We start from the raw sequence: 17,666 nt of genomic DNA, 5'->3' as shown, positions 1-17,666 counted from the left end.
ATCAGAACAACCCAAGTTGTTTATCCTGCTTATTGGCAGGCCAATCAGGCAAGACAGGAACCTCAATCAACTGCGACAGCAGCTTGTGAAAATGCCGGCATAGTTTAGGCTGATCCACCTTGTTGGGAGCGTGGATGAAAACGTAGGGGTGAAGCCCTTCATCAATCCATTCAGCCACTATGATAGCCCACTCCTTCAGGTAGGGTTCGTTGTTAAGGATGTCGTTGGTACCTACATATCTTAATAAGGGCCGGGCACCCGTAGTATCGAATCGAACGGGTACTTTGGGCTTTTTCTTTTGTGCCTCTGCAATGGAAGATTCGGTAGCTTTAACCGAATGGAGTTTACGGGTGTCAAAAATAACCCGATCCACATCATAGCTTTTCAGGAGAGAAGTCAGGTTTCGTTCATGCTTTCCGTGGTCAAAAAAGTCACGGTGACGAACCTCAACGGCATAGCTAAATGATTTTGGAAGAACGGAGAACACATTTTCCAGCTTATATAGATCCTGAGGCCCAAAACTGTCAGGAAACTGAATCATAAACGGCCCGGTTTTCTCTCTGATCGGTTCAAACAACTTTACGAAATGCACCGCATCATCTTCCACGTTCTGTAACCGGCGCTCGTGGGTGAGGCGCTTGGGAAATTTGAAGCAAAACTTAAATCCTTTCGGAGTTTGTTGCCCCCACTTCAATATGGTTTCAGGGTCAGGGGTGTTATAGAATGTGGTGTTGCCTTCCACAGAATTAAATACGGACGAATACTGAGACAGAAACCGATCGGGCTGGGCATCATCAGTAAAGAAACTTCCTTTCCACTCCGGCAAACTCCAGACTGTACAACCCAGGTGATATGGCAGGCTCATTTTCATAGTAAGAAGTAACTAAATTTTTCTGTTATACTCCTCCTTTGAACACCGGTTTTAGAAAAAGAATTTACCAGTCTTATCAGCCCGTTCTGGAAAGCACGTCTATACCTTTAAACCGAATAGTAAATGTGGTTCCCTCTTCATTAGATAATTGGTAATCGGCATCCAGCTGTCGGAGTAACACCGAAATTAAAGTCATCCCCAAGGTTTGGGCCTGTTTAAGGTCAAAGTCTTTACAAAGTCCCGGGCCTGTATCAGAAACTTTGATGACAACCTCATCCTTTTCCTGCGAAAGATAGACTTCAATCTTCCCATTATCTTCAGTGATGCCATGTTTAAAAGCGTTCACTAAAAGCTCATTAAGTAGAAGTCCGGTTGGTATAGACTGTTTGATGCTTAATGTAACAGGGTTGGTATGCGTTATTAACTGAACATTGGCCGAAGGAGAGGAGTATTTTCGCCGAATGGTTTCTAACAGCTCATTTACATATTCATCCATTCTGATGCTTGAAAAAGTTTCGTTCTGATATAGTCGCTCATGCACCATCGCCATAGAGTGGATTCGGGAAATCGTATTATCAAAGAAGTTTCCGGAACTTGGTTGTTTTGATAGATTTTGTTGTAATTGTATCAGGCTGGAAACTAAAGCCAGGTTATTCTTCACCCGGTCATGGACTTCTGCTATAAGGTGAGTTTTCTCTTGCAGCTGCTCTTTTATTTTCAGTTCTGCTTCCTTTCTATAAGTAATGTCGCGGGCAATACCGTAAACGCCAATAATTTCTCCGTCAACAACCATAGGCAAATTTGTAACCTCTACATGCATAGGAGCTGATTTTTTTAAAACAACAGCTGTCTCATAATGCTGTGGGGTTCCTTCCAGCGTTCGGTGAAAATGGAACTGCAGTTTTTTGATATCTGATTTTTCTACAAACCGGTCAATAGTTGAACCTTTCAATACTTCAGCTTGCATGCCTACAGCCTTTTCGAATACTCGGTTGGCAGAAATTAGAAGGCCATCTCTGGATAATGAGAAAACGGCATTGGGATTTTGCTCATACAGTGACCTATACTTCTGCTCATTAATCTCGATCTCTCTTTCCCAGTTTTTAATGCTCTTCAGAAATCGAAAAGAAAGCATGCCACCGGTGGTTAACAAGATTAACCCAAGAGAAACAGCAATCCACAACATGATGAAATTTAAAAGCTCTGTTCCCGAAGAAAGAGCCGCGGCCAGCCTGAATTTAGATCCTCTTAGTCTTTGATCTAAAGCTAAAACCTGGTTCGTGAGCTCTTGTTGCCGTTCAAAAGTCAAAGAATTAGTGTTGACAAGCATCTGCGCCTCATTAGCCAGCCCCTCCATTTCCCTCATGGTGCCATCAGAATCTATCCACTCCTGAATAGCAATTTGAAAATCCCCAAAAGAATGAAACCATTGGTAAGTGCGGATCATGTTATCAACGTCATTGGGCATGGTATGGGTCTGGATATACAGTTCCTGTAAATAGGCATAATCGGTATCCTCAGCTTTAAGCTCCTCCCGAATACTTGAAGCATTATCGATGAGCTGCATTGCATCTTTAAACCCGTCCAGGTAAACATCGTCCCTCGTGTTGATGTAGTTGAGAAGGTGAAAAGCGGCATCTTTACGCGCTTCCGTCCAGTTTACCTGAAAGGTTGAGTAACCCCTGAGCCCCGACAGTGTGTTGGTGGCTACAATAACCGATATGGTCAGAAAAATCCCCAAGACCGTAAAAACGACGAGGATGCCCATCATCTTTCTGTCTATATGGAGCCGCCTGAAAGAGCTTTTTGCAAAACTTCTGTTAGTATCCATTTATATACTGAGCTGAAACCCTAAGGTCCGTAAACCATTCATTGCCTTAACTTTTCGGAGAATAACAGAACGCAAGCAATAAGTCCAACTAAATAAATAATAATTAACAAAACCAGTGTTGTTATTATTCTTCAGGTTGAAATAGACAAAATATTTTTAGCTATACTCTTCCCATTGATATTCATGGAATCAAGAAAACAAAATTAGATCGAAATATGCCCTTTGAGACAGCTGATTATCTCGTTGTTGCCGGATATATACTATTAATGATAGCCGTTGCGTGGGCAGCCAAGGTTAGAGGGCAAGAGTCACTTGACGATTTCTTCGCCGGTGGAAAAAACCTGCCTTGGTGGCTGGTAGGGGTTTCGATGGTGGCTACTACATTTGCAGCAGATACTCCCCTTGCCATTACCGGAATTGTTGCAAAACAGGGGATTGCGGGAAATTGGTTTTGGTGGAACTGGATGATTTCAGGTATTGTGACTGTATTCATCTACGCCAAACTCTGGAAACGGGCGGACGTAATAACCGATGTGGAGTTTATTGAACTACGCTATGGCGGGAAGCCGGCCAGTTTTCTTAGGGGATTTCGGGCACTGTATTTCGCCTTTCCATTCAACTGCATCATTATGGGGTGGGTTACGGTTGGCATGGCAAAAATTCTAACGGTAGTTACCGGTGCCGATCAATGGGTGGCTATCCTGGTGCTGTATGGGCTGATTGGCATATACATAGCAATATCCGGTTTGTGGGGAGTGATGGTAACAGATTTTGTTCAGTTTATCCTCGCAATGGCAGGGACAATAGCGCTGGCCTACTTTTCCGTAGATCATGTGGGCGGGTTATCCGAGCTTAAGTCGCAGCTTGGTGAGGTGGCTAATTATGATATTTTGAGTTTCAACCCGTTCACCAATCCTGAAATAGCACTGACTACAGCGTTTATTTGGTTGGGGATGAACTGGTGGGCGGCCTGGTATCCGGGGGCTGAGCCGGGTGGCGGAGGGTATATTGCCCAGCGAATGTTTTCAGCTAAAGATGAGAAAAATGCGGTCGGCGGAACCTTGTTGTTCAATATCCTGATGTATGCCGTTCGTCCTTGGCCATGGATATTAGTTGGCTTGGTTGCTCTGGTTGTATTCCCGGGTCTCGAAGATCCGGAAACCGGTTACCCGCTTATGATGCTGGAAGTGTTGCCTGTGGGCTGGATGGGCTTATTGATGGTGGCTTTTCTCTCCGCATTTGTATCCACTATTTCCACTCAGTTGAACTGGGGAACCTCCTACGTGGTAAATGATTTCTACAAGCGGTTCATAAAAAACGAAGAAGAATTTGAGAACAAAGAGAAAGCCCAAAAGCACTATGTGTTCATCTCTCGGGTCGCCACATTACTGATGGCTGCCCTGGGGGTTGGTGTTTCCTACTTCTTTGATTCCGTTTCCGGCGGCTGGGAGTTTATCCTGTCGCTAAGTGCCGGAATTGGAGGCGTACTTTTACTTAGATGGTTCTGGTGGAGAATTAATGCCTGGAGTGAAATTTCAGCAATGATTGCAGCTTTTGCCGGGGCTGTATTTTCGAATCAAATGGGCTATGACTTTTCCGGGAGCATGATATTTACAACCACTTTTTCAACAATAATCTGGTTGGCAGCAACCTTTGTGACCAAGCCGGAATCGGAAGAGACGCTCAAAAAATTCTATGCTAAAGTAACGCCGATGGGCAGCTGGTCAGGGTATAGGGATGGAAACTACACGACCGACCGCTTGCTACCTCAGCTTGTGAATATTGGGATGTCGCTGGGAGCTATTTTCTTTTTCCTATATGGACTGGGGCAAATTTTCTTTTTCAATACAGGAACGGGAATCGGGTTTTTGCTGGGTGGCTGTATCTTTGTTTGGGCGGTGGTGAGGAAGATTTAACAGCCGGCAGAATCAAAAATTTGTTTATAAACCGATAATGTGAAAAATGATTATAGATATAAAGATGAAAATATTATTTTGGCAATCATCTGAGGGTCAGAAACGACCCTTGCGGCTTTAGGTTAACTTTTAGTGTGAATAATGATTGAAAATTTTGGTACTCGCCTTGGGTGGTTTCTCTTAGGTTTTGTTGTATCGGCAGGTTTTTTCAGTTTCGAAGTAAAGGCACAGTCTGACGCCGATTATTTTTGGACTTTTTCTGAAATCCGCTCTGACACAAATAGCGATAACACGCTGGATTATTTTGGGGAGGAAGTAAGCATAACCGGCATCGCTAATATTGAAACCGGCTTACTTCATGAACACTATCTTCAGGCATTTGTGCAGAATGATTCTGCCGGCATGTCCGTATTTGCGATGGAAATAGAAACTCCATTCGGAATAGGCGATAGCATCGTAGCCACAGGGAAAATAGAACGGTACAATGGGCTGGCGGAAGTTCATATTGATTCATACCGGGTTTTTAAGACTTCATCTCCGATTAAAGTACGCTCGTTATCAGAAGTCATAGAGTCCCCACAGGATTATCTGGGGATGTTGGCAGAAGGGGAGGGAAAAATTATTGAAAAAGGCAGCACGTTTAATGGCAAGTATGTGCGCATATCTACCGAAGGCTCATCCAAAAGCATGATGGTGTACGTGTCGAATTTCCACAGTTTGTATGATCAGTTTGACTTTGATGTGTTGGGAGTGGGCGATAGAATTTCCGTAAAAGGGATTATAACAGAGTACAACCCGGAGTTTCCCAAAGAACGAACCTTCAAATTATTTCTCAGAACACCGGAAGACCTGACTTTTCGGGGCATTCCGCAGTTTTATCTGTATTTGATTGCAGCCGCCTCTGCAATGTTAATTATTGTAGTAGTGGGTTGGGTCATAAGCCTTAAGCGAAGCGTGAACGCCAAGACAAAGACGATACAGGCTAACTTAGAGCAAAAGGAGGTTTTGCTAAGGGAAATTCATCACCGGGTAAAAAACAGCCTCGCTATAGTGTCGGGCCTCATTCATCTTCAGGAAGGAAATACGGAAAGCCGGGAAGCAAAGAGAGTACTGCAAGACACCCAAGCACGCATTCAGTCGGTGGCGTTGGTGCATGAGAAGTTGTACAAAACGGAGTCTCTTTCAGAGATCAAGCTCAATACGTATATAAAAGATTTGGTAGAGGCCATCCACAAAACATTTACGGATTACAAAGAAGCCGTTGAGCTCAAATTTGAAATGGAAGAAGTATTACTTGAAACCGAAAGGGTAATTCCCTGTGGGCTTCTGATTAACGAATTAGTGGTTAACGCTTACAAACACGCGTTCAATAAAAACAAGCGCGGTGAGCTTCGCATACGACTAAAGCAAATTGGTGATGATATCGTGCTGATCGTTTCCGATAATGGCCCCGGCTTGCCATCCGGGTTTGATCAGTCGGATGATGAGAGTCTTGGGGCAATTCTCATTAATTCTTTTGCCTCCCGCTTAAAGGCTGGGGTTCAGGTGAATAACAGAGAAGTGGGGGGAGCTGAATACATCTTTAAGTTTCCTTCCGGTAAAACGGCTGATTAACGATCCTCTTTTCGGTACATAAACTTCAGGCCCGACCAGTCGTCATCAACAGCACACACCTTTACATCAACCAACCCGATTTGAAGGCCCAGCGAGCGAACTTCATTCCCGGTGATATCCGTGGTAAGCTTTGACGATTTTTTGATCCAGGAAACCCAAAGGCTTCCGTCTTTAGCCAACTTATCTTTTAATGGAGGAAGCAAGTTGTGGAGCTCTTTTTCATTCCGGCAAAAAAGGTGAATGAAAGGCAGTGGCTTTGAGTGGTTAATATCAACAAAGCGTGAAGCCTCGGGAAGTGGGCCTAATAACTTCTGAAAATAGTCAGGAGGGTTAACAAGCAGGATTGCATAACCGGGCTTGACGCCCAGTTTTTTCAGGAGAGGGGTTCCTGAATAACCGGCCATTGGTCAGTCCTGATACATTTCTGTTACGTTCAGCAGCTTGCGAAGGTCTTCAACTCTCTCGGGCTCTTCCTGCCGTTCATAACTGTGGATGAGATTTCGAATACATCTCAACACAATATCCAGGTTTGTGGCTATCTGAAAATGTTCCGGGCGGGGGTCAATGTTATTCTTCTTCAAAAAGAAATAGCACTGATCGTACGTAACGATGGCGCCGTCATCATAGGGGTCAATCAAAAGCTCTTCTTTATCTCCCACGTAATTCAGCATAAAATGAATGGGCATGTTGATCCCGAAAAAAGGCATCTCCAGCCGGCGGGCGATAAACATGACAATCAGGCTTAGTGAAATAGGCAGTCCTTTTCGCCGATCAATTACCTGGTTTAAAAAGCAATTCCCGGGGGCGTGATAGAATTCTGTATCTCCACGAAAGTTCAGGTCCTCAAAGATGAATTTAAGCATACGCTTCATCTTGCGCTTTTCATCAAGCTTGTACTTGATCTGCGGCTCAATCATCTGGGCAAAGTGATCCAGCTTCTTTTGGTATTCTGAAATGCGAAGCGTCGGGTTTCCAAAACGTGCGAGCGTAAAAATGGCGGTCTCAAGGGATTTTCGGGTCTTAATGCCATTTTCGAGAATTTCTATAAAGTCAGACTCAAGCGTGTCAAAAGTAAGTTTGTGAATCACATCATTCACCCTGCTTTTGGCGTCTTCCCCGCTAATTTCTGAACGATACTCATCCAGCAGGGGCACCGCTTTCTCTCCAAGTTCCTGCAGCCGGGTCTCCACACTTTGTTGAACAAACGGATCAGGATCATCCATTAAAAAAAGCAACGATTCTATTTCTGTCTTTGAAGTCATACTCTCATTTCATTTGCTTGGCGGTCAAGATATTGATTCACTCAGCCAATTACTTCTTATAAATGCCGTTTGTAACCGTTATATTTCACGGCTCCGACAATCAACCACTCAACCATTTTATGGATATAAATGTTTCTTCAGAAATAGGTCACCTGCAGGGAGTAATCGTTCACACGCCCGGCCATGAGGTTTCCCTGGTAAATCCCGAGCTTAAAGATGAACTGTTGTTCGACGACATCATCTTTGAGGAAGATGCAAGGATAGAGCATTTGGATATGCTGGAGGTTTTTAAAACGGCCATGCCGGCAGCTGGAAATGTGATCGAGATTCTGGATCTTTTGACAGAGGTATTTAAGAATGAAGACGCCCGCCTGTTTTTTATTGAACAGCTGATTAAGGAGTTTCCGGAAGAAAACCTGCATGTGGTGGAAAAGGAACTTCGGAAACTTGATCCTAAAGAACTGCTGGTGTTTGTGACCCAGGGATACCTGGAGCGCTCGAAAGGGTTTTCCCTGAATCCCTCTCCCAACCTGCTTTTTACGCGGGACCTGGCAGCAGTCGTAGGAGACAATATTCTTATTTCAAGAGCTGCGAAAAAAGCCCGCATGCGAGAGTCGCTGCTTATGGAAACCTTGGTGGAGTTTCATCCTTTGTTTGAAAGCGTAAGGGAAGATGCCATTAAAATATCCGGGCATCAGTCCATAGAAGGCGGTGATGTATTGGTGGTTTCAGACAAGCTTGTGCTCATCGGGATGAGCGAACGAACATCCTTCAGCGGATTGATGAAGGGCACAGAAGGTCTGCTGAACAGCGGAGTGGAAACAGTGTTGGCGGTAGATATCCCCAAACAGCGTTCGTCCATGCACCTTGATACTATTTTTACGTTTGCTGATGAAAGCGAGTGCATCGTATTTCCCCCGGCTATTTTAGAGCAGAAAAACAATGTTGTTGCCCTGTTTAAGGATGGGGATTCCATCAAGACAGAAATGAAAAGCTCGTTACAATCAGCACTTGAAGAAGAAACCGGAAGAGACTTTAATTTCATCAAGTGTGGTGGCGAAGACCGTACTAATCAATTCCGTGAACAATGGACTGATGGCGCCAACGTTTTTGCCCTGGCGCCCGGTGTAATTGTAGGTTACGAGCGTAATACCAATACCTTTAACACCTTGGTTGATCATGGCTATGACCTGATGAACCAGTTTGAGTTTATTGAAGAATACGGCAAAGAAGGGTTCACCCCTAAAGAAGGACAGAAGATAGCCATCAGTTTCCAGGGTCATGAGTTGTGCCGAGGGCGAGGCGGAGCACGATGTATGACACTTCCGATTTCAAGAAAGTCATTAACCCAATAACAAGAGACGATTGAGTTCAAATCCATATCAAGAGGAAGTTACGAGCGATTTTGAAGTCCTTTCCAGAAAAGAGGAGCCCAAGAACAAACCCGACACCAAGACGATTCTAAAACATCTGGGGCTGTTCTTACTCACATTTTTCTTTGTGACTATGACCGGCGCCAATTTTGTAGGCTTTGAACCGGTTCTTTTCCCATTTGCCATACCCAACACAACCGACATACTCAGAGGCCTCTTATTTGCCGGGTTGTTTCTATCCTTCCTTACGGTTCATGAATTCGGGCACTACTTTGCCGCGGTTCGCCACAACATAAAAGTGACGCTGCCCTATTATATTCCACTTCCCATCGGGATAGGTACAGTAGGGGCGGTGATCAGGATTAAAGAACGAATCCGAAAAATGCACAAGCTGTTTGATGTAGGGGCATCAGGTCCTATAGCCGGTTTCATCGTGGCATTGGTTGTACTAATGATTGGTTTTGCCACTTTACCCGAACCGGCCGAGTATGTGCAAAACTTTTCCGGGCACGAGGAGCTGAAAGAATATGTTGCTCAAAATGGAACCTATCCGGAGTTTATTACAGATGAAGTGGAAGGTCAGGGTGTATTAACCGTTGGGAATACGCTGTTATATTCTGCGTTGGCATCTATGTTTGATAACGTTCCGCCCATGTGGGAGATGTATCATTATCCCTTTTTATTTGCGGGATGGCTCGGCCTGTTTTTTACCGCACTGAACCTGATGCCGGTGGGTCAGCTGGATGGTGGACACATTTTGTATTCTCTTATTGGATACAAAAAGCACAGGGTGGTGGCAAGGCTGTTTTTTACCATGATCACTGCTATTGGTGGAGCGGAAGCCATTCCTCTGCTCCGGGAGTTTATTGCTGGCTATACCACCATGCCTTTAGCGGAATATGTAGTGTGGGGATTCATCTTATTCGTGCTCATGAATCGCGCCTTCCGCTCAGATCGTTATTGGATTTTTGCGATGATGGCCGCCTCAATTATAGGATCGGTTGTCTATGATTATGCTGTGGGCGGTGTGGAGGCCGGTCAGGCGTCGTATATATGGGTTGTATGGAGCTTTTTTATGGCATTTGTGGTTGGCGTGGAACATCCGCCGGTCGATATTGAAGAAAAATTATCCCCGGCCCGGCGCGTGATAGGCTGGCTGAGTATGCTTATCTTTCTGCTCTGTATTAGTCCGAACCCAATTTATATGAACTGATGAAATCAATGAGAACTTTACTTTTTATCATCCTTACAGCAGGGCTTCTAACGGCCTGCAATCAATCCGAACAAAAAGCTGAACAAGAACAAACGCTTGAGCAGCAGGTTAACAGTTTGGTGGAAGAAGCCAAGTTCGAGGATGCTATGGCTATTCTGGATGGCCGCCCGACTTCCCCGGAAGTAGTGGCCCTGAAAGAAAATGTGCACCTGCAACACGGTATTTACCTGATCTATAATTCGGACCCTTCGCAGATGCGGGAAAATGCGAATAATGCACTGCGTGAATTTATTGCCGTATTGGAAATCAACCCGGAAAATGAGAAAGCCATTGCTGAAACCGAACAAATTTTGGGCATCTACCGAACATTTCCTGACCGCAGTCCGGAGCCGGAAATCATGGAAAAGCTAAAAGAATTAGGCTTCGAAATTTAACTTTTAGGCACTCCCGGCGTGTCAGAAAGCAGCTAAATTAGCGTTATCACACTAAGTCTGTGGTCCAATGAGCGATAAGAAAACAACACCTACCATTAAGAATCGAAAGGCCAGCCACGATTACCATATCGAGGAGACCTATGAAGCAGGGTTGGTTCTGAAGGGAACCGAGGTGAAATCGCTGCGCCAGGGCAAGGCCAGTTTCGCTGATACCTTTGCGTTTATCCAGAATGGTGAAGTGTATTTGCGGGATATGTACATTAAGCCCTACGAGCACGGCTCCTATTACAATCACAATGAAACCCGTCCTCGAAAATTACTGCTCAACAAGCGGGAAATACGAGAGCTCGAAAAAGCAACCGAACAAAAGGGCTATACCATTGTGCCGCTAAAGCTCTACTTCAAAAAAGGAAATGCCAAAGTGCTGATCGGTGTAGCCAAAGGTAAGAAGCAATACGACAAGAGAGACTCCATCAAAGAAAAAGACGTGAAGCGACAGATAGAGCGCAATGTGAAGGGGAATTATAAGATTAATATGTGATTAATTTCTATCAGCGCACAAAATTAACCAATTCAACGAATCAATGGGGGGCGGGCATGTTGCTGTCACAAAATGAAGTTCAGTTCTATCAAAATAATTCCTACCTAATCAAAAAGGGGCTCTTCAAAAATGAAATCGACTCTATCTCAAAAATGGTAGATGAAGTAGCATCATGGGGTGATGACTATTCAAAGTGGCTGCGGTTTTATGAGATGGATGATCCAACTAAACTATCACGGGTGGAAAACTTTGCTCCATATCATGATGAGTTGAATAAGATACTGACGGGCCAAAGAATGATCAGTTTAGTAACCGAGTTAATGGGCGAAAAAGCCGTTCTTTATAAAGAACGTATAAATTATAAATACCCGAATGGAGGAGCACATTCTGCACACCAGGATGGGGTTGCCTATGAAAAGGGAATGGAAATGAAATTTGATGCTGATTCGAGCCCGTATATTTCATTCTTGATAAGCATCGACCCGGCTACTGAATCAAACGGGTGTCTGGAAGTTGTACCCAACTGGCCTCTTGAGAAGCTGGAAATTTTGCCAATGGAACAGCCATATCCGGAGCATCCTAACTTTTCAAAAATCTCGCAATCTATAGAGGATGAACTCGAATGGAAGAAGTTGAAAACGGAGCCCGGAGATGTGATCTTTTTCACAGAGCGCCTGCCCCACCGGTCACAACGAAATAACTCCGATAAAAGCAGGAGAATTTTGTATGGAGTATATAACCCGCTTTCAGAAGGGGATAAACGGGAAGAATATTATGAAAAAAAGCGGGTAAATATAAACGATAAGCGCTATCTGGTTGGCAATCCTCACGCCCCGGTTAAAACTGGTCAGAAATAACAAAACCCCACTCTCAGATAAGAGCGGGGTTTTCATGTAAATTCAACAGGAAAGCCTGTAAGCCGGATTCTGTTCCCACACAATGTGTGCGGGTGGTAATCATTTATCTGGCGCATTCCACCCGATGGCGTCACGACAAGTGGCGTATACCATCTGCATGAACTTGCATCCCGCGAGGTTTGCCGTGCCCCCATTGTTGCCTTTGGGGCGGTGAGCTCTTACCTCACCTTTTCACCCTTACTCCAACGCGGAGCGTTGAAAACTCCAAGCACCAAAAATCAAATTCCAATGCTCAATTAAAGTTTATAGTTGTTCATTGGAGTTTGCGGCTTGGAATTTCTCAGCGCTCCGCGCTGAAGCGGTCTGTTTTCTGTTGCACTGTCTGTCATCCCGCCATTCCTGACGAGAAGCCTCCCCTTCGCCGGCTGAACCGAATCGGGGAGCGCGGTACTTGTTGGTGTCCGGACTTTCCTCCCGGCACATAATTGTACCAAGCGATTACCCGGCTTTCCTGTGAACTAAAGATAGGCTTTTTTTTTGTATGAACTAACCAAGGTTGTTCAGCCATTATCGTAGGGACAATTCATGAATTGCCCCTACGATAATCGGTTAGATTGTTCAGGCAAGCAGAAACAAAAAAGGGAAGTGCTCGACTTCCCTTTTTTAAACAATGTGCTGATCCGAAAACTATTCTTATCAGATAGAGAGTTCTTCTTTAGCGTTGTCAAAGAAAGACTGATCTACCACTATACGCCCGCTGTTTTCATCGATGATGATTTTATTTTTTCTGCGGACTTCAACCTGGGTTTGTGGAGGCAGCGCCATTCCAAGAGCGGCACCACGGTCCATGGCAACAACAGCCATTCCGTTGTTCAGCCCGTCGCGTAAGCGATTGTAGCTGCGCATGTAACGATCGTCAATTTCCTTTTCTACCTCTTCACGCTTTTTAAGAAGTTGCTTCTCTTCCTCTTCAGTAGATTTGACTACATCATCAAGGCTTTCGCTTTTTTCGTCGTAAAGCTTTTGAGCAGCGTCGAGTTCTTCCTTGGCTTTGTCAATTTCAGGGCCAATTTCCTCTTTACGCTTCTCGATTTCTTTAAGTCGGGACTCCGCATTTTCAATCACTTGCTTTTGAGCTTCGATCTCTTTGGTCAGAGCATCGTATTCGCGATTATTGCGTACGCTCAACTGCTGATCTTCGTACTTCTGAATTTTTTCTTCAGAACTTTGCAGATCAAGCTTAAGATTATCGTACTCGACCGTGAGGTTTTGATCTTCCTCTTCGAGGTTATTGAGCTTTGCTTGCTTTCGGGCGATGTCTGTCTCCAGATCCAGCACTTCTTCCGGAAGATCTCCCCGAAGCTGTTTCAGCTCGTCAATGCGACTGTCTATGTATTGGAGGTTGGCTAATTTTTGTAATACTTCGTTCATGGAGTGAGTTTCAGCTTGGTTGAATAGTTTTCGGTTCAGGCTCCGATACATATACCTGCATCGGGTTCGTTACGGTTCGCGTTACAGAAACAGTAAGTTCTTCAAAGGCTTCGGATAGCTCGTTTTTCAGGGCTTCGGCAACAGGGAATTCACTTTCATAGTGGCCGACGTCCAGTAGAAGGAAGTCATCGGCTTCAGTGAAATAATCATGGTACTTAATATCGGCGGTTACCAGAGCCTGGGCTCCGGCTGCAATGGCTTTGTTCTTCAAAAACACGCCGGCCCCGCCACATACGGCCACGCTTTTAATTCGGTCTACATCTCCGGAATATCGTATGGCCTTTACATTCAATGCTTTCGATACCAGGTGCAAAAATTCATTTTTACCAATTCCTTCTTCGGGATATTCTCCTAAAACTCCCATCCCAAAATTCTGAGAGGTTGAAGCAAGATCTATCACCTGAAAACTTCCCTCTTTAAGCATCCCCTCTTTGTTGAGGGCTTTTTTCAGGACAGACACGTTATGTTGGTCAATGATTGCTTCAAAACACTTCAGCCCGTCTTCACGGCTGTTTACATCAAAGTGGTGAGCCTCTTCCGCAGAGTGATAATTCAGCAACTTCAGTACAGCGTCACTGTCTTTATGAGAGGTGATAAGGCGGATCTTTCGGCTTATGGAATAATTCTTGTCAAGAAACTTAAGGTTATCCAGCCCCAGCATATTGGCGAGCACAAAAGAGACGCCATCGAGCGCGGCATCTAAGTTGGTGTGAGCGACAAGCAAGCCAATGTCGTTTTTAATGAGCTTGTAAATTATACGACCCTGCTCATCGGTGGGATTAATACTTCCAATCTTGCTAAAAATAAGCGGGTGATGAGCTACAATAAGTTCGCATCCGGTTTCAATGGCTTCAGCTACCACGCTGTCGGTTACATCAAGGCAGGTGAGAATAGAGGTTACCTGCGCATTCGGGTCTCCTACGAGTAATCCGACATTATCATAATCCATTTTTACTTTGGGAGGAGCCCACTGATTGAGGAAAGTAGATATTTGCCGGATTCGGGTTGACATGCTATCTATCTCCTTGCACTTTGAAACCCGACGACCTTCTGGACGGATGATGTATGAAAAGTATGAGTTTGAATACGTTCAATAAATCAGTAACCATTAATTACGATAACCTTAGAGCTTCCAAAAATAAGGCTTATTGATGAATGATAAAAGCTTATCTTATGGTTAATTACACTGAAGAGCTAAAAAAGAACATTTTTTGCAATGAGTGACCAAGATATCGCCCGAAATCTTAAATCAATTCAACAAAAAATTGAAAAGGTTGCAACAGACGCCGGCAGAGACCCGAAAGAGATTACCCTTGTTGCGGTAAGTAAAACCAAGCCCAATGAGGATATTTTAGAAGCCGTTACCGCCGGGCACCTGCAGTTCGGGGAAAACCGGATGAAAGAGCTCGAGGACAAGATGGCTGAAATTGAGCTCACGGACGTGGTTTGGCATTTCATCGGAAACATTCAGACCAATAAAATCAAATATATCGCAGACCGGGTAAACTGGATTCATTCTGTTGAGAAGGCAAAGTACTTGAAAGAAATTGAGAAGAGAGCCGGCAAAGCCAACCGGGTAGTAAACGCCTTGATTCAGGTAAACATCAGCGGGGAGAAACAAAAAGGCGGGTGCGAACCGGAAGACCTGGCTAATATTTTAGAGTCTGCCCAGAATTACGACCATGTAATAGTACGGGGACTGATGGGGATGGCAACTTTTGTGGATGACCCGGAAGACGTTCGCTCAGAGTTTAAGCTGCTGAAAGAACTGTTCGATTCCCACCAGAAATACAACGAAGGAAGTGTGAACCTGGAGCACCTGTCTATGGGTATGACCAACGATATGGAGGTGGCTATTCAGGAAGGGGCAACCATGGTCAGAATCGGTAGTGCCATCTTCGGCGAGCGCAACTATGATTAGCTTGCTCCGTAGTAATTTTCAGCTATATTTGAACTATTAAACAAAACATTGAGGGCATTATGTTATTTGGATTACCGTGGTACGCATTGATTCCTATGATCGCTATAATTGGCGGTCTGGTGTATGCTTACAAAGAGAAAGAACTGGAAATGGAAGAAAAGAGGATGGGCAGCTCCCGCGAGCTGAACGAGATGAGGAAGATCGTCCATAACCTGAAATCCAGAATTGAAAACCTGGAAGCGATTGTCACTGAAGAAGAAAGAAAGTCGTCCGGAGAACCAGCAAACTCGTTAAGGGATATTGAAATTGATGATGAAGTTGAGGGGCAAAATTCCGATAATACCGGATCAAAACGGAAGACAAGAGCTTAATAGAAGGAGCTGTTATGCCTAATGAAATAGTATTGTTATCTATTATTGCTATTATATTTGGAACCGGACTCGTGAGTTTGGTTTTGACGGGGATTTATAAGCTCATTAAAGCAAAAATTGATCAGGGCAGTGGTGGAAGAAGTGAGATTAATCCTCAGTTTTTTAAGGCATTGGGAGAGTTTAAAAAGAATACGGAGCGCCGGCTGTCTAACCTCGAAGAAATAGTTTCGGATATTGAAGAGGAGCGATACCTGGTAGACGACAGTGAAAAGTCGATGCCGGAAATTGAAATAGAAGAAGAGGAAGTGCGTTCATCATCAAAAAAAGAAAAAGACGACGACGGAAATCTGCGGAACATGTTAAATGAATAAATAGTATTTTTATTAAGCTTTAAGGTCCACGAAAAACATTTGGTTATGAAACTCACTCCGCTTGAAATAAAACAACAAACTTTTGAAAAGGGACTTCGCGGGTACGACACGGCAGATGTGCAGGCTTTTCTAACGCTGGTATCTAATGAATTTGAACACCTGATTAATAAGAACAAAGAGCTTGAGCAGCAAATTGACAAGCTGACGGAAAGGGTAAAACACTACGAACGGGTGGAAGATGCTCTTCACGAAACGCTGCAGACCGCCAAAGAGTCAATGGAGCAAAAGGTATCCGGTGCTAAGCAAGAAGCTAAGAATACCCTGGAAAAAGCCGAGATGGAAGCCGATGCCATCATCAAAGAAGCCAACCACAACCGGCAGCAAATTCGCCAAAGCATTTTAAGGCTGCTGGATCGCCGGGAAGAAATCATCAATGGAATTACTTCTTATCTTGAAAACGCCAAGAAGTCGGTGGAGCAATTCAGTAAAGATGAAATGGAAGTGTTTCAGCTTCCCAAAGAAGAGCGGTTAGAAGAATCGCTGGAAAACCCGACGCGGCCTACCAAGTTTATGCTTGATGAGGAAAATGAAACGGATGGTTTAGATTCAGCCGGCAAAGGCGATGAAGATGAGGACGAAGAGGATCACGCATTCCCTCCCGGCAGCGACCGTCTTGACGATATTCTTGATGAAATAGATTAGTGGTTGTCGTATTTTTGCACTTCTGTATTTAATCAACAGCACCTTCTAATTACATTCTATGAAATACGATACGGTTGAGGAATTTCGCAAGAAAAGAGACGAAGCAGTTCAGTTTATTAAGGGAGAAACAGAATTCCAGCCGGAGTATTTGCTTATTCTGGGAACCGGCCTCGGTCAACTTGCCGATGAAATAGATACCGAGCATGTAATCAGTTATGCCGACATCCCTCACTTCCCGGTTTCAACCGTTGAAAGCCATGCCGGTAAGCTGATTTTTGGACGCCTTGGCGGAAAAGATGTGGTAGCTATGCAGGGGCGCTTTCACTATTACGAAGGTTACACCATGCAGCAGATTGCTTTCCCTGTACGGGTAGCAAAAGCCATCGGAGCTCAGTCGCTTTTTGTAAGCAATGCCTGCGGGGGACTGAATCCAAATTTCAGTCGTGGTGATATCATGCTGATTAAGGATCATATCAACTTCTTGGGGGATAATCCTCTTATCGGCCCCAACGATGATGAACTCGGTCCACGCTTTCCGGATATGAGCGAGCCTTATACCGAACGTCTGCTGGAACTGGCGGAGAATGTAGCCCTCGAAAACTCCACCAAGATGCACCAGGGAGTGTACCTTGCCGTGACGGGACCTATGCTGGAAACCAAAGCTGAGTACCGCTATATGCGCCAGCTGGGTGCAGATGTAGTGGGAATGAGTACCGTGCCCGAAGTGATTTCTGCGGTTCACATGGGAATGGATGTACTTGGTATTTCTGTAATTACCGACGAGTGCTTCCCGGATGCCTTAGAGCCGGTGGATATTGAAGATGTACTGGCTGCAGCAGCAATGGCGGAGCCTAAAATGACCCAGGTAATTATTAATGTTTTGGAGCGGTTATAACAA

General features: G+C 44.6%; 18 protein-coding genes and 1 other RNA gene. 12 read left to right on the top strand and 7 right to left on the bottom strand.

Translation table 11 applies throughout. The annotated features are described in order from the left end of the window. Position 1: 1 nt before the first annotated feature. Together NM125_RS06495 and NM125_RS06490 are read right to left on the bottom strand one after the other, a co-directional pair. On the bottom strand, positions 2-865 hold the full coding sequence (locus NM125_RS06495) for a DUF72 domain-containing protein (protein WP_255133974.1): 864 nt from the start codon (positions 863-865) through the stop codon (positions 2-4). 82 nt (positions 866-947) lie between these two features. Then, positions 948-2,702: a sensor histidine kinase gene (locus NM125_RS06490; RefSeq protein WP_255133973.1), complete on the bottom strand. Its 1,755-nt coding sequence runs from the start codon at positions 2,700-2,702 to the stop codon at positions 948-950. 215 nt (positions 2,703-2,917) lie between these two features. Here NM125_RS06490 and NM125_RS06485 point away from each other — a divergent pair, with 215 nt between their 5' ends. Both NM125_RS06485 and NM125_RS06480 read left to right on the top strand, forming a co-directional pair. Then, positions 2,918-4,618, top strand: coding sequence for a sodium:solute symporter family protein (locus tag NM125_RS06485; RefSeq protein WP_255133971.1), 1,701 nt, complete (start codon positions 2,918-2,920; stop codon positions 4,616-4,618). A gap of 141 nt (positions 4,619-4,759) precedes the next feature. Continuing rightward, positions 4,760-6,232 carry a sensor histidine kinase gene (locus NM125_RS06480; protein WP_255133968.1) on the top strand — a complete coding sequence of 491 codons (1,473 nt, stop codon included), beginning with the start codon at positions 4,760-4,762 and terminating at the stop codon, positions 6,230-6,232. Here NM125_RS06480 and NM125_RS06475 read toward each other — a convergent pair. Beyond that, positions 6,229-6,636, bottom strand: coding sequence for a hypothetical protein (locus NM125_RS06475; protein ID WP_255133966.1), 408 nt, complete (start codon positions 6,634-6,636; stop codon positions 6,229-6,231). The genes NM125_RS06480 and NM125_RS06475 overlap by 4 nt on opposite strands. Positions 6,637-6,639: 3 nt before the next feature. Then, a complete protein-coding gene (locus NM125_RS06470; protein ID WP_255133964.1) occupies positions 6,640-7,494 on the bottom strand; it encodes a transglutaminase-like domain-containing protein in 855 nt (284 codons plus the stop codon). Positions 7,495-7,613: 119 nt separating this feature from the next. Here NM125_RS06470 and NM125_RS06465 point away from each other — a divergent pair, with 119 nt between their 5' ends. From NM125_RS06465 to NM125_RS06445, 5 genes are all read left to right on the top strand, one after another. Next, entirely contained in the window at positions 7,614-8,849 is a 1,236-nt protein-coding gene (locus NM125_RS06465; protein ID WP_255133962.1) for an arginine deiminase, read from the top strand. Positions 8,850-8,859: 10 nt separating this feature from the next. Next, on the top strand, positions 8,860-10,080 hold the full coding sequence (locus NM125_RS06460; RefSeq protein ID WP_255133960.1) for a site-2 protease family protein: 1,221 nt from the start codon (positions 8,860-8,862) through the stop codon (positions 10,078-10,080). An 8-nt stretch (positions 10,081-10,088) separates the two neighbouring features. After that, positions 10,089-10,514 (top strand): hypothetical protein, encoded by a 426-nt coding sequence (locus NM125_RS06455; RefSeq protein ID WP_255133958.1) that lies wholly within the window; start codon positions 10,089-10,091, stop codon positions 10,512-10,514. A gap of 67 nt (positions 10,515-10,581) precedes the next feature. Next, on the top strand, positions 10,582-11,055 hold the full coding sequence (gene smpB / locus NM125_RS06450) for an SsrA-binding protein SmpB (protein ID WP_255133955.1): 474 nt from the start codon (positions 10,582-10,584) through the stop codon (positions 11,053-11,055). A gap of 56 nt (positions 11,056-11,111) precedes the next feature. Then, complete coding sequence (locus NM125_RS06445) at positions 11,112-11,912, top strand: phytanoyl-CoA dioxygenase family protein (protein WP_255133953.1); 801 nt, start codon at positions 11,112-11,114, stop codon at positions 11,910-11,912. Between the two features lie 42 nt (positions 11,913-11,954). Here NM125_RS06445 and rnpB read toward each other — a convergent pair. The 3 genes from rnpB to NM125_RS06430 form a co-directional block, all read right to left on the bottom strand. Then, positions 11,955-12,426: RNase P RNA component class A (rnpB, locus tag NM125_RS06440), an RNA gene on the bottom strand. 182 nt (positions 12,427-12,608) lie between these two features. Then, complete coding sequence (locus tag NM125_RS06435; RefSeq protein ID WP_255133951.1) at positions 12,609-13,343, bottom strand: zinc ribbon domain-containing protein; 735 nt, start codon at positions 13,341-13,343, stop codon at positions 12,609-12,611. A gap of 10 nt (positions 13,344-13,353) precedes the next feature. Then, positions 13,354-14,415, bottom strand: coding sequence for a Nif3-like dinuclear metal center hexameric protein (locus NM125_RS06430; RefSeq protein WP_255133949.1), 1,062 nt, complete (start codon positions 14,413-14,415; stop codon positions 13,354-13,356). Between the two features lie 204 nt (positions 14,416-14,619). Here NM125_RS06430 and NM125_RS06425 point away from each other — a divergent pair, with 204 nt between their 5' ends. Genes NM125_RS06425 through NM125_RS06405 form a run of 5 tightly spaced genes read left to right on the top strand, consistent with a single transcriptional unit; the run spans position 14,620 to position 17,663 of the window. Next, positions 14,620-15,324 carry a YggS family pyridoxal phosphate-dependent enzyme gene (locus tag NM125_RS06425; RefSeq protein WP_255133947.1) on the top strand — a complete coding sequence of 235 codons (705 nt, stop codon included), beginning with the start codon at positions 14,620-14,622 and terminating at the stop codon, positions 15,322-15,324. Between the two features lie 59 nt (positions 15,325-15,383). Then, positions 15,384-15,695 (top strand): hypothetical protein, encoded by a 312-nt coding sequence (locus NM125_RS06420; protein WP_255133946.1) that lies wholly within the window; start codon positions 15,384-15,386, stop codon positions 15,693-15,695. Between the two features lie 14 nt (positions 15,696-15,709). Beyond that, entirely contained in the window at positions 15,710-16,066 is a 357-nt protein-coding gene (locus NM125_RS06415; protein ID WP_255133944.1) for a hypothetical protein, read from the top strand. A 45-nt stretch (positions 16,067-16,111) separates the two neighbouring features. Then, positions 16,112-16,768, top strand: coding sequence for a DivIVA domain-containing protein (locus NM125_RS06410; RefSeq protein ID WP_255133942.1), 657 nt, complete (start codon positions 16,112-16,114; stop codon positions 16,766-16,768). 58 nt (positions 16,769-16,826) lie between these two features. After that, on the top strand, positions 16,827-17,663 hold the full coding sequence (locus NM125_RS06405; protein WP_255133940.1) for a purine-nucleoside phosphorylase: 837 nt from the start codon (positions 16,827-16,829) through the stop codon (positions 17,661-17,663). Positions 17,664-17,666: the final 3 nt, after the last annotated feature.

It is taken from the genome of Gracilimonas sediminicola (assembly GCF_024320785.1).
In the GTDB taxonomy this organism is placed as follows: Bacteria; Bacteroidota; Rhodothermia; order Balneolales; family Balneolaceae; genus Gracilimonas; species Gracilimonas sediminicola.
Note: the sequence above shows the minus strand (reverse complement) of the source record. Positions and strands in the feature narration are given on the sequence as shown.

What these genes read in the sequence shown, in the direction of transcription:
- NM125_RS06405 (WP_255133940.1), top strand. Translation starts at nt 16,827, where the DNA reads ATGAAATACGATACGGTTGAGGAATTTCGCAAGAAAAGAGACGAAGCA.
- smpB (WP_255133955.1), top strand. Translation starts at nt 10,582, where the DNA reads ATGAGCGATAAGAAAACAACACCTACCATTAAGAATCGAAAGGCCAGC.
- NM125_RS06485 (WP_255133971.1), top strand. Translation starts at nt 2,918, where the DNA reads ATGCCCTTTGAGACAGCTGATTATCTCGTTGTTGCCGGATATATACTA.
- NM125_RS06415 (WP_255133944.1), top strand. Translation starts at nt 15,710, where the DNA reads ATGCCTAATGAAATAGTATTGTTATCTATTATTGCTATTATATTTGGA.
- NM125_RS06470 (WP_255133964.1), bottom strand. Translation starts at nt 7,494, where the DNA reads ATGACTTCAAAGACAGAAATAGAATCGTTGCTTTTTTTAATGGATGAT.
- NM125_RS06425 (WP_255133947.1), top strand. Translation starts at nt 14,620, where the DNA reads ATGAGTGACCAAGATATCGCCCGAAATCTTAAATCAATTCAACAAAAA.
- NM125_RS06455 (WP_255133958.1), top strand. Translation starts at nt 10,089, where the DNA reads ATGAGAACTTTACTTTTTATCATCCTTACAGCAGGGCTTCTAACGGCC.
- NM125_RS06410 (WP_255133942.1), top strand. Translation starts at nt 16,112, where the DNA reads ATGAAACTCACTCCGCTTGAAATAAAACAACAAACTTTTGAAAAGGGA.
- NM125_RS06420 (WP_255133946.1), top strand. Translation starts at nt 15,384, where the DNA reads ATGTTATTTGGATTACCGTGGTACGCATTGATTCCTATGATCGCTATA.
- NM125_RS06465 (WP_255133962.1), top strand. Translation starts at nt 7,614, where the DNA reads ATGGATATAAATGTTTCTTCAGAAATAGGTCACCTGCAGGGAGTAATC.
- NM125_RS06495 (WP_255133974.1), bottom strand. Translation starts at nt 865, where the DNA reads ATGAGCCTGCCATATCACCTGGGTTGTACAGTCTGGAGTTTGCCGGAG.
- NM125_RS06430 (WP_255133949.1), bottom strand. Translation starts at nt 14,415, where the DNA reads ATGTCAACCCGAATCCGGCAAATATCTACTTTCCTCAATCAGTGGGCT.
- NM125_RS06445 (WP_255133953.1), top strand. Translation starts at nt 11,112, where the DNA reads ATGTTGCTGTCACAAAATGAAGTTCAGTTCTATCAAAATAATTCCTAC.
- NM125_RS06490 (WP_255133973.1), bottom strand. Translation starts at nt 2,702, where the DNA reads ATGGATACTAACAGAAGTTTTGCAAAAAGCTCTTTCAGGCGGCTCCAT.
- NM125_RS06480 (WP_255133968.1), top strand. Translation starts at nt 4,760, where the DNA reads ATGATTGAAAATTTTGGTACTCGCCTTGGGTGGTTTCTCTTAGGTTTT.
- NM125_RS06435 (WP_255133951.1), bottom strand. Translation starts at nt 13,343, where the DNA reads ATGAACGAAGTATTACAAAAATTAGCCAACCTCCAATACATAGACAGT.
- NM125_RS06475 (WP_255133966.1), bottom strand. Translation starts at nt 6,636, where the DNA reads ATGGCCGGTTATTCAGGAACCCCTCTCCTGAAAAAACTGGGCGTCAAG.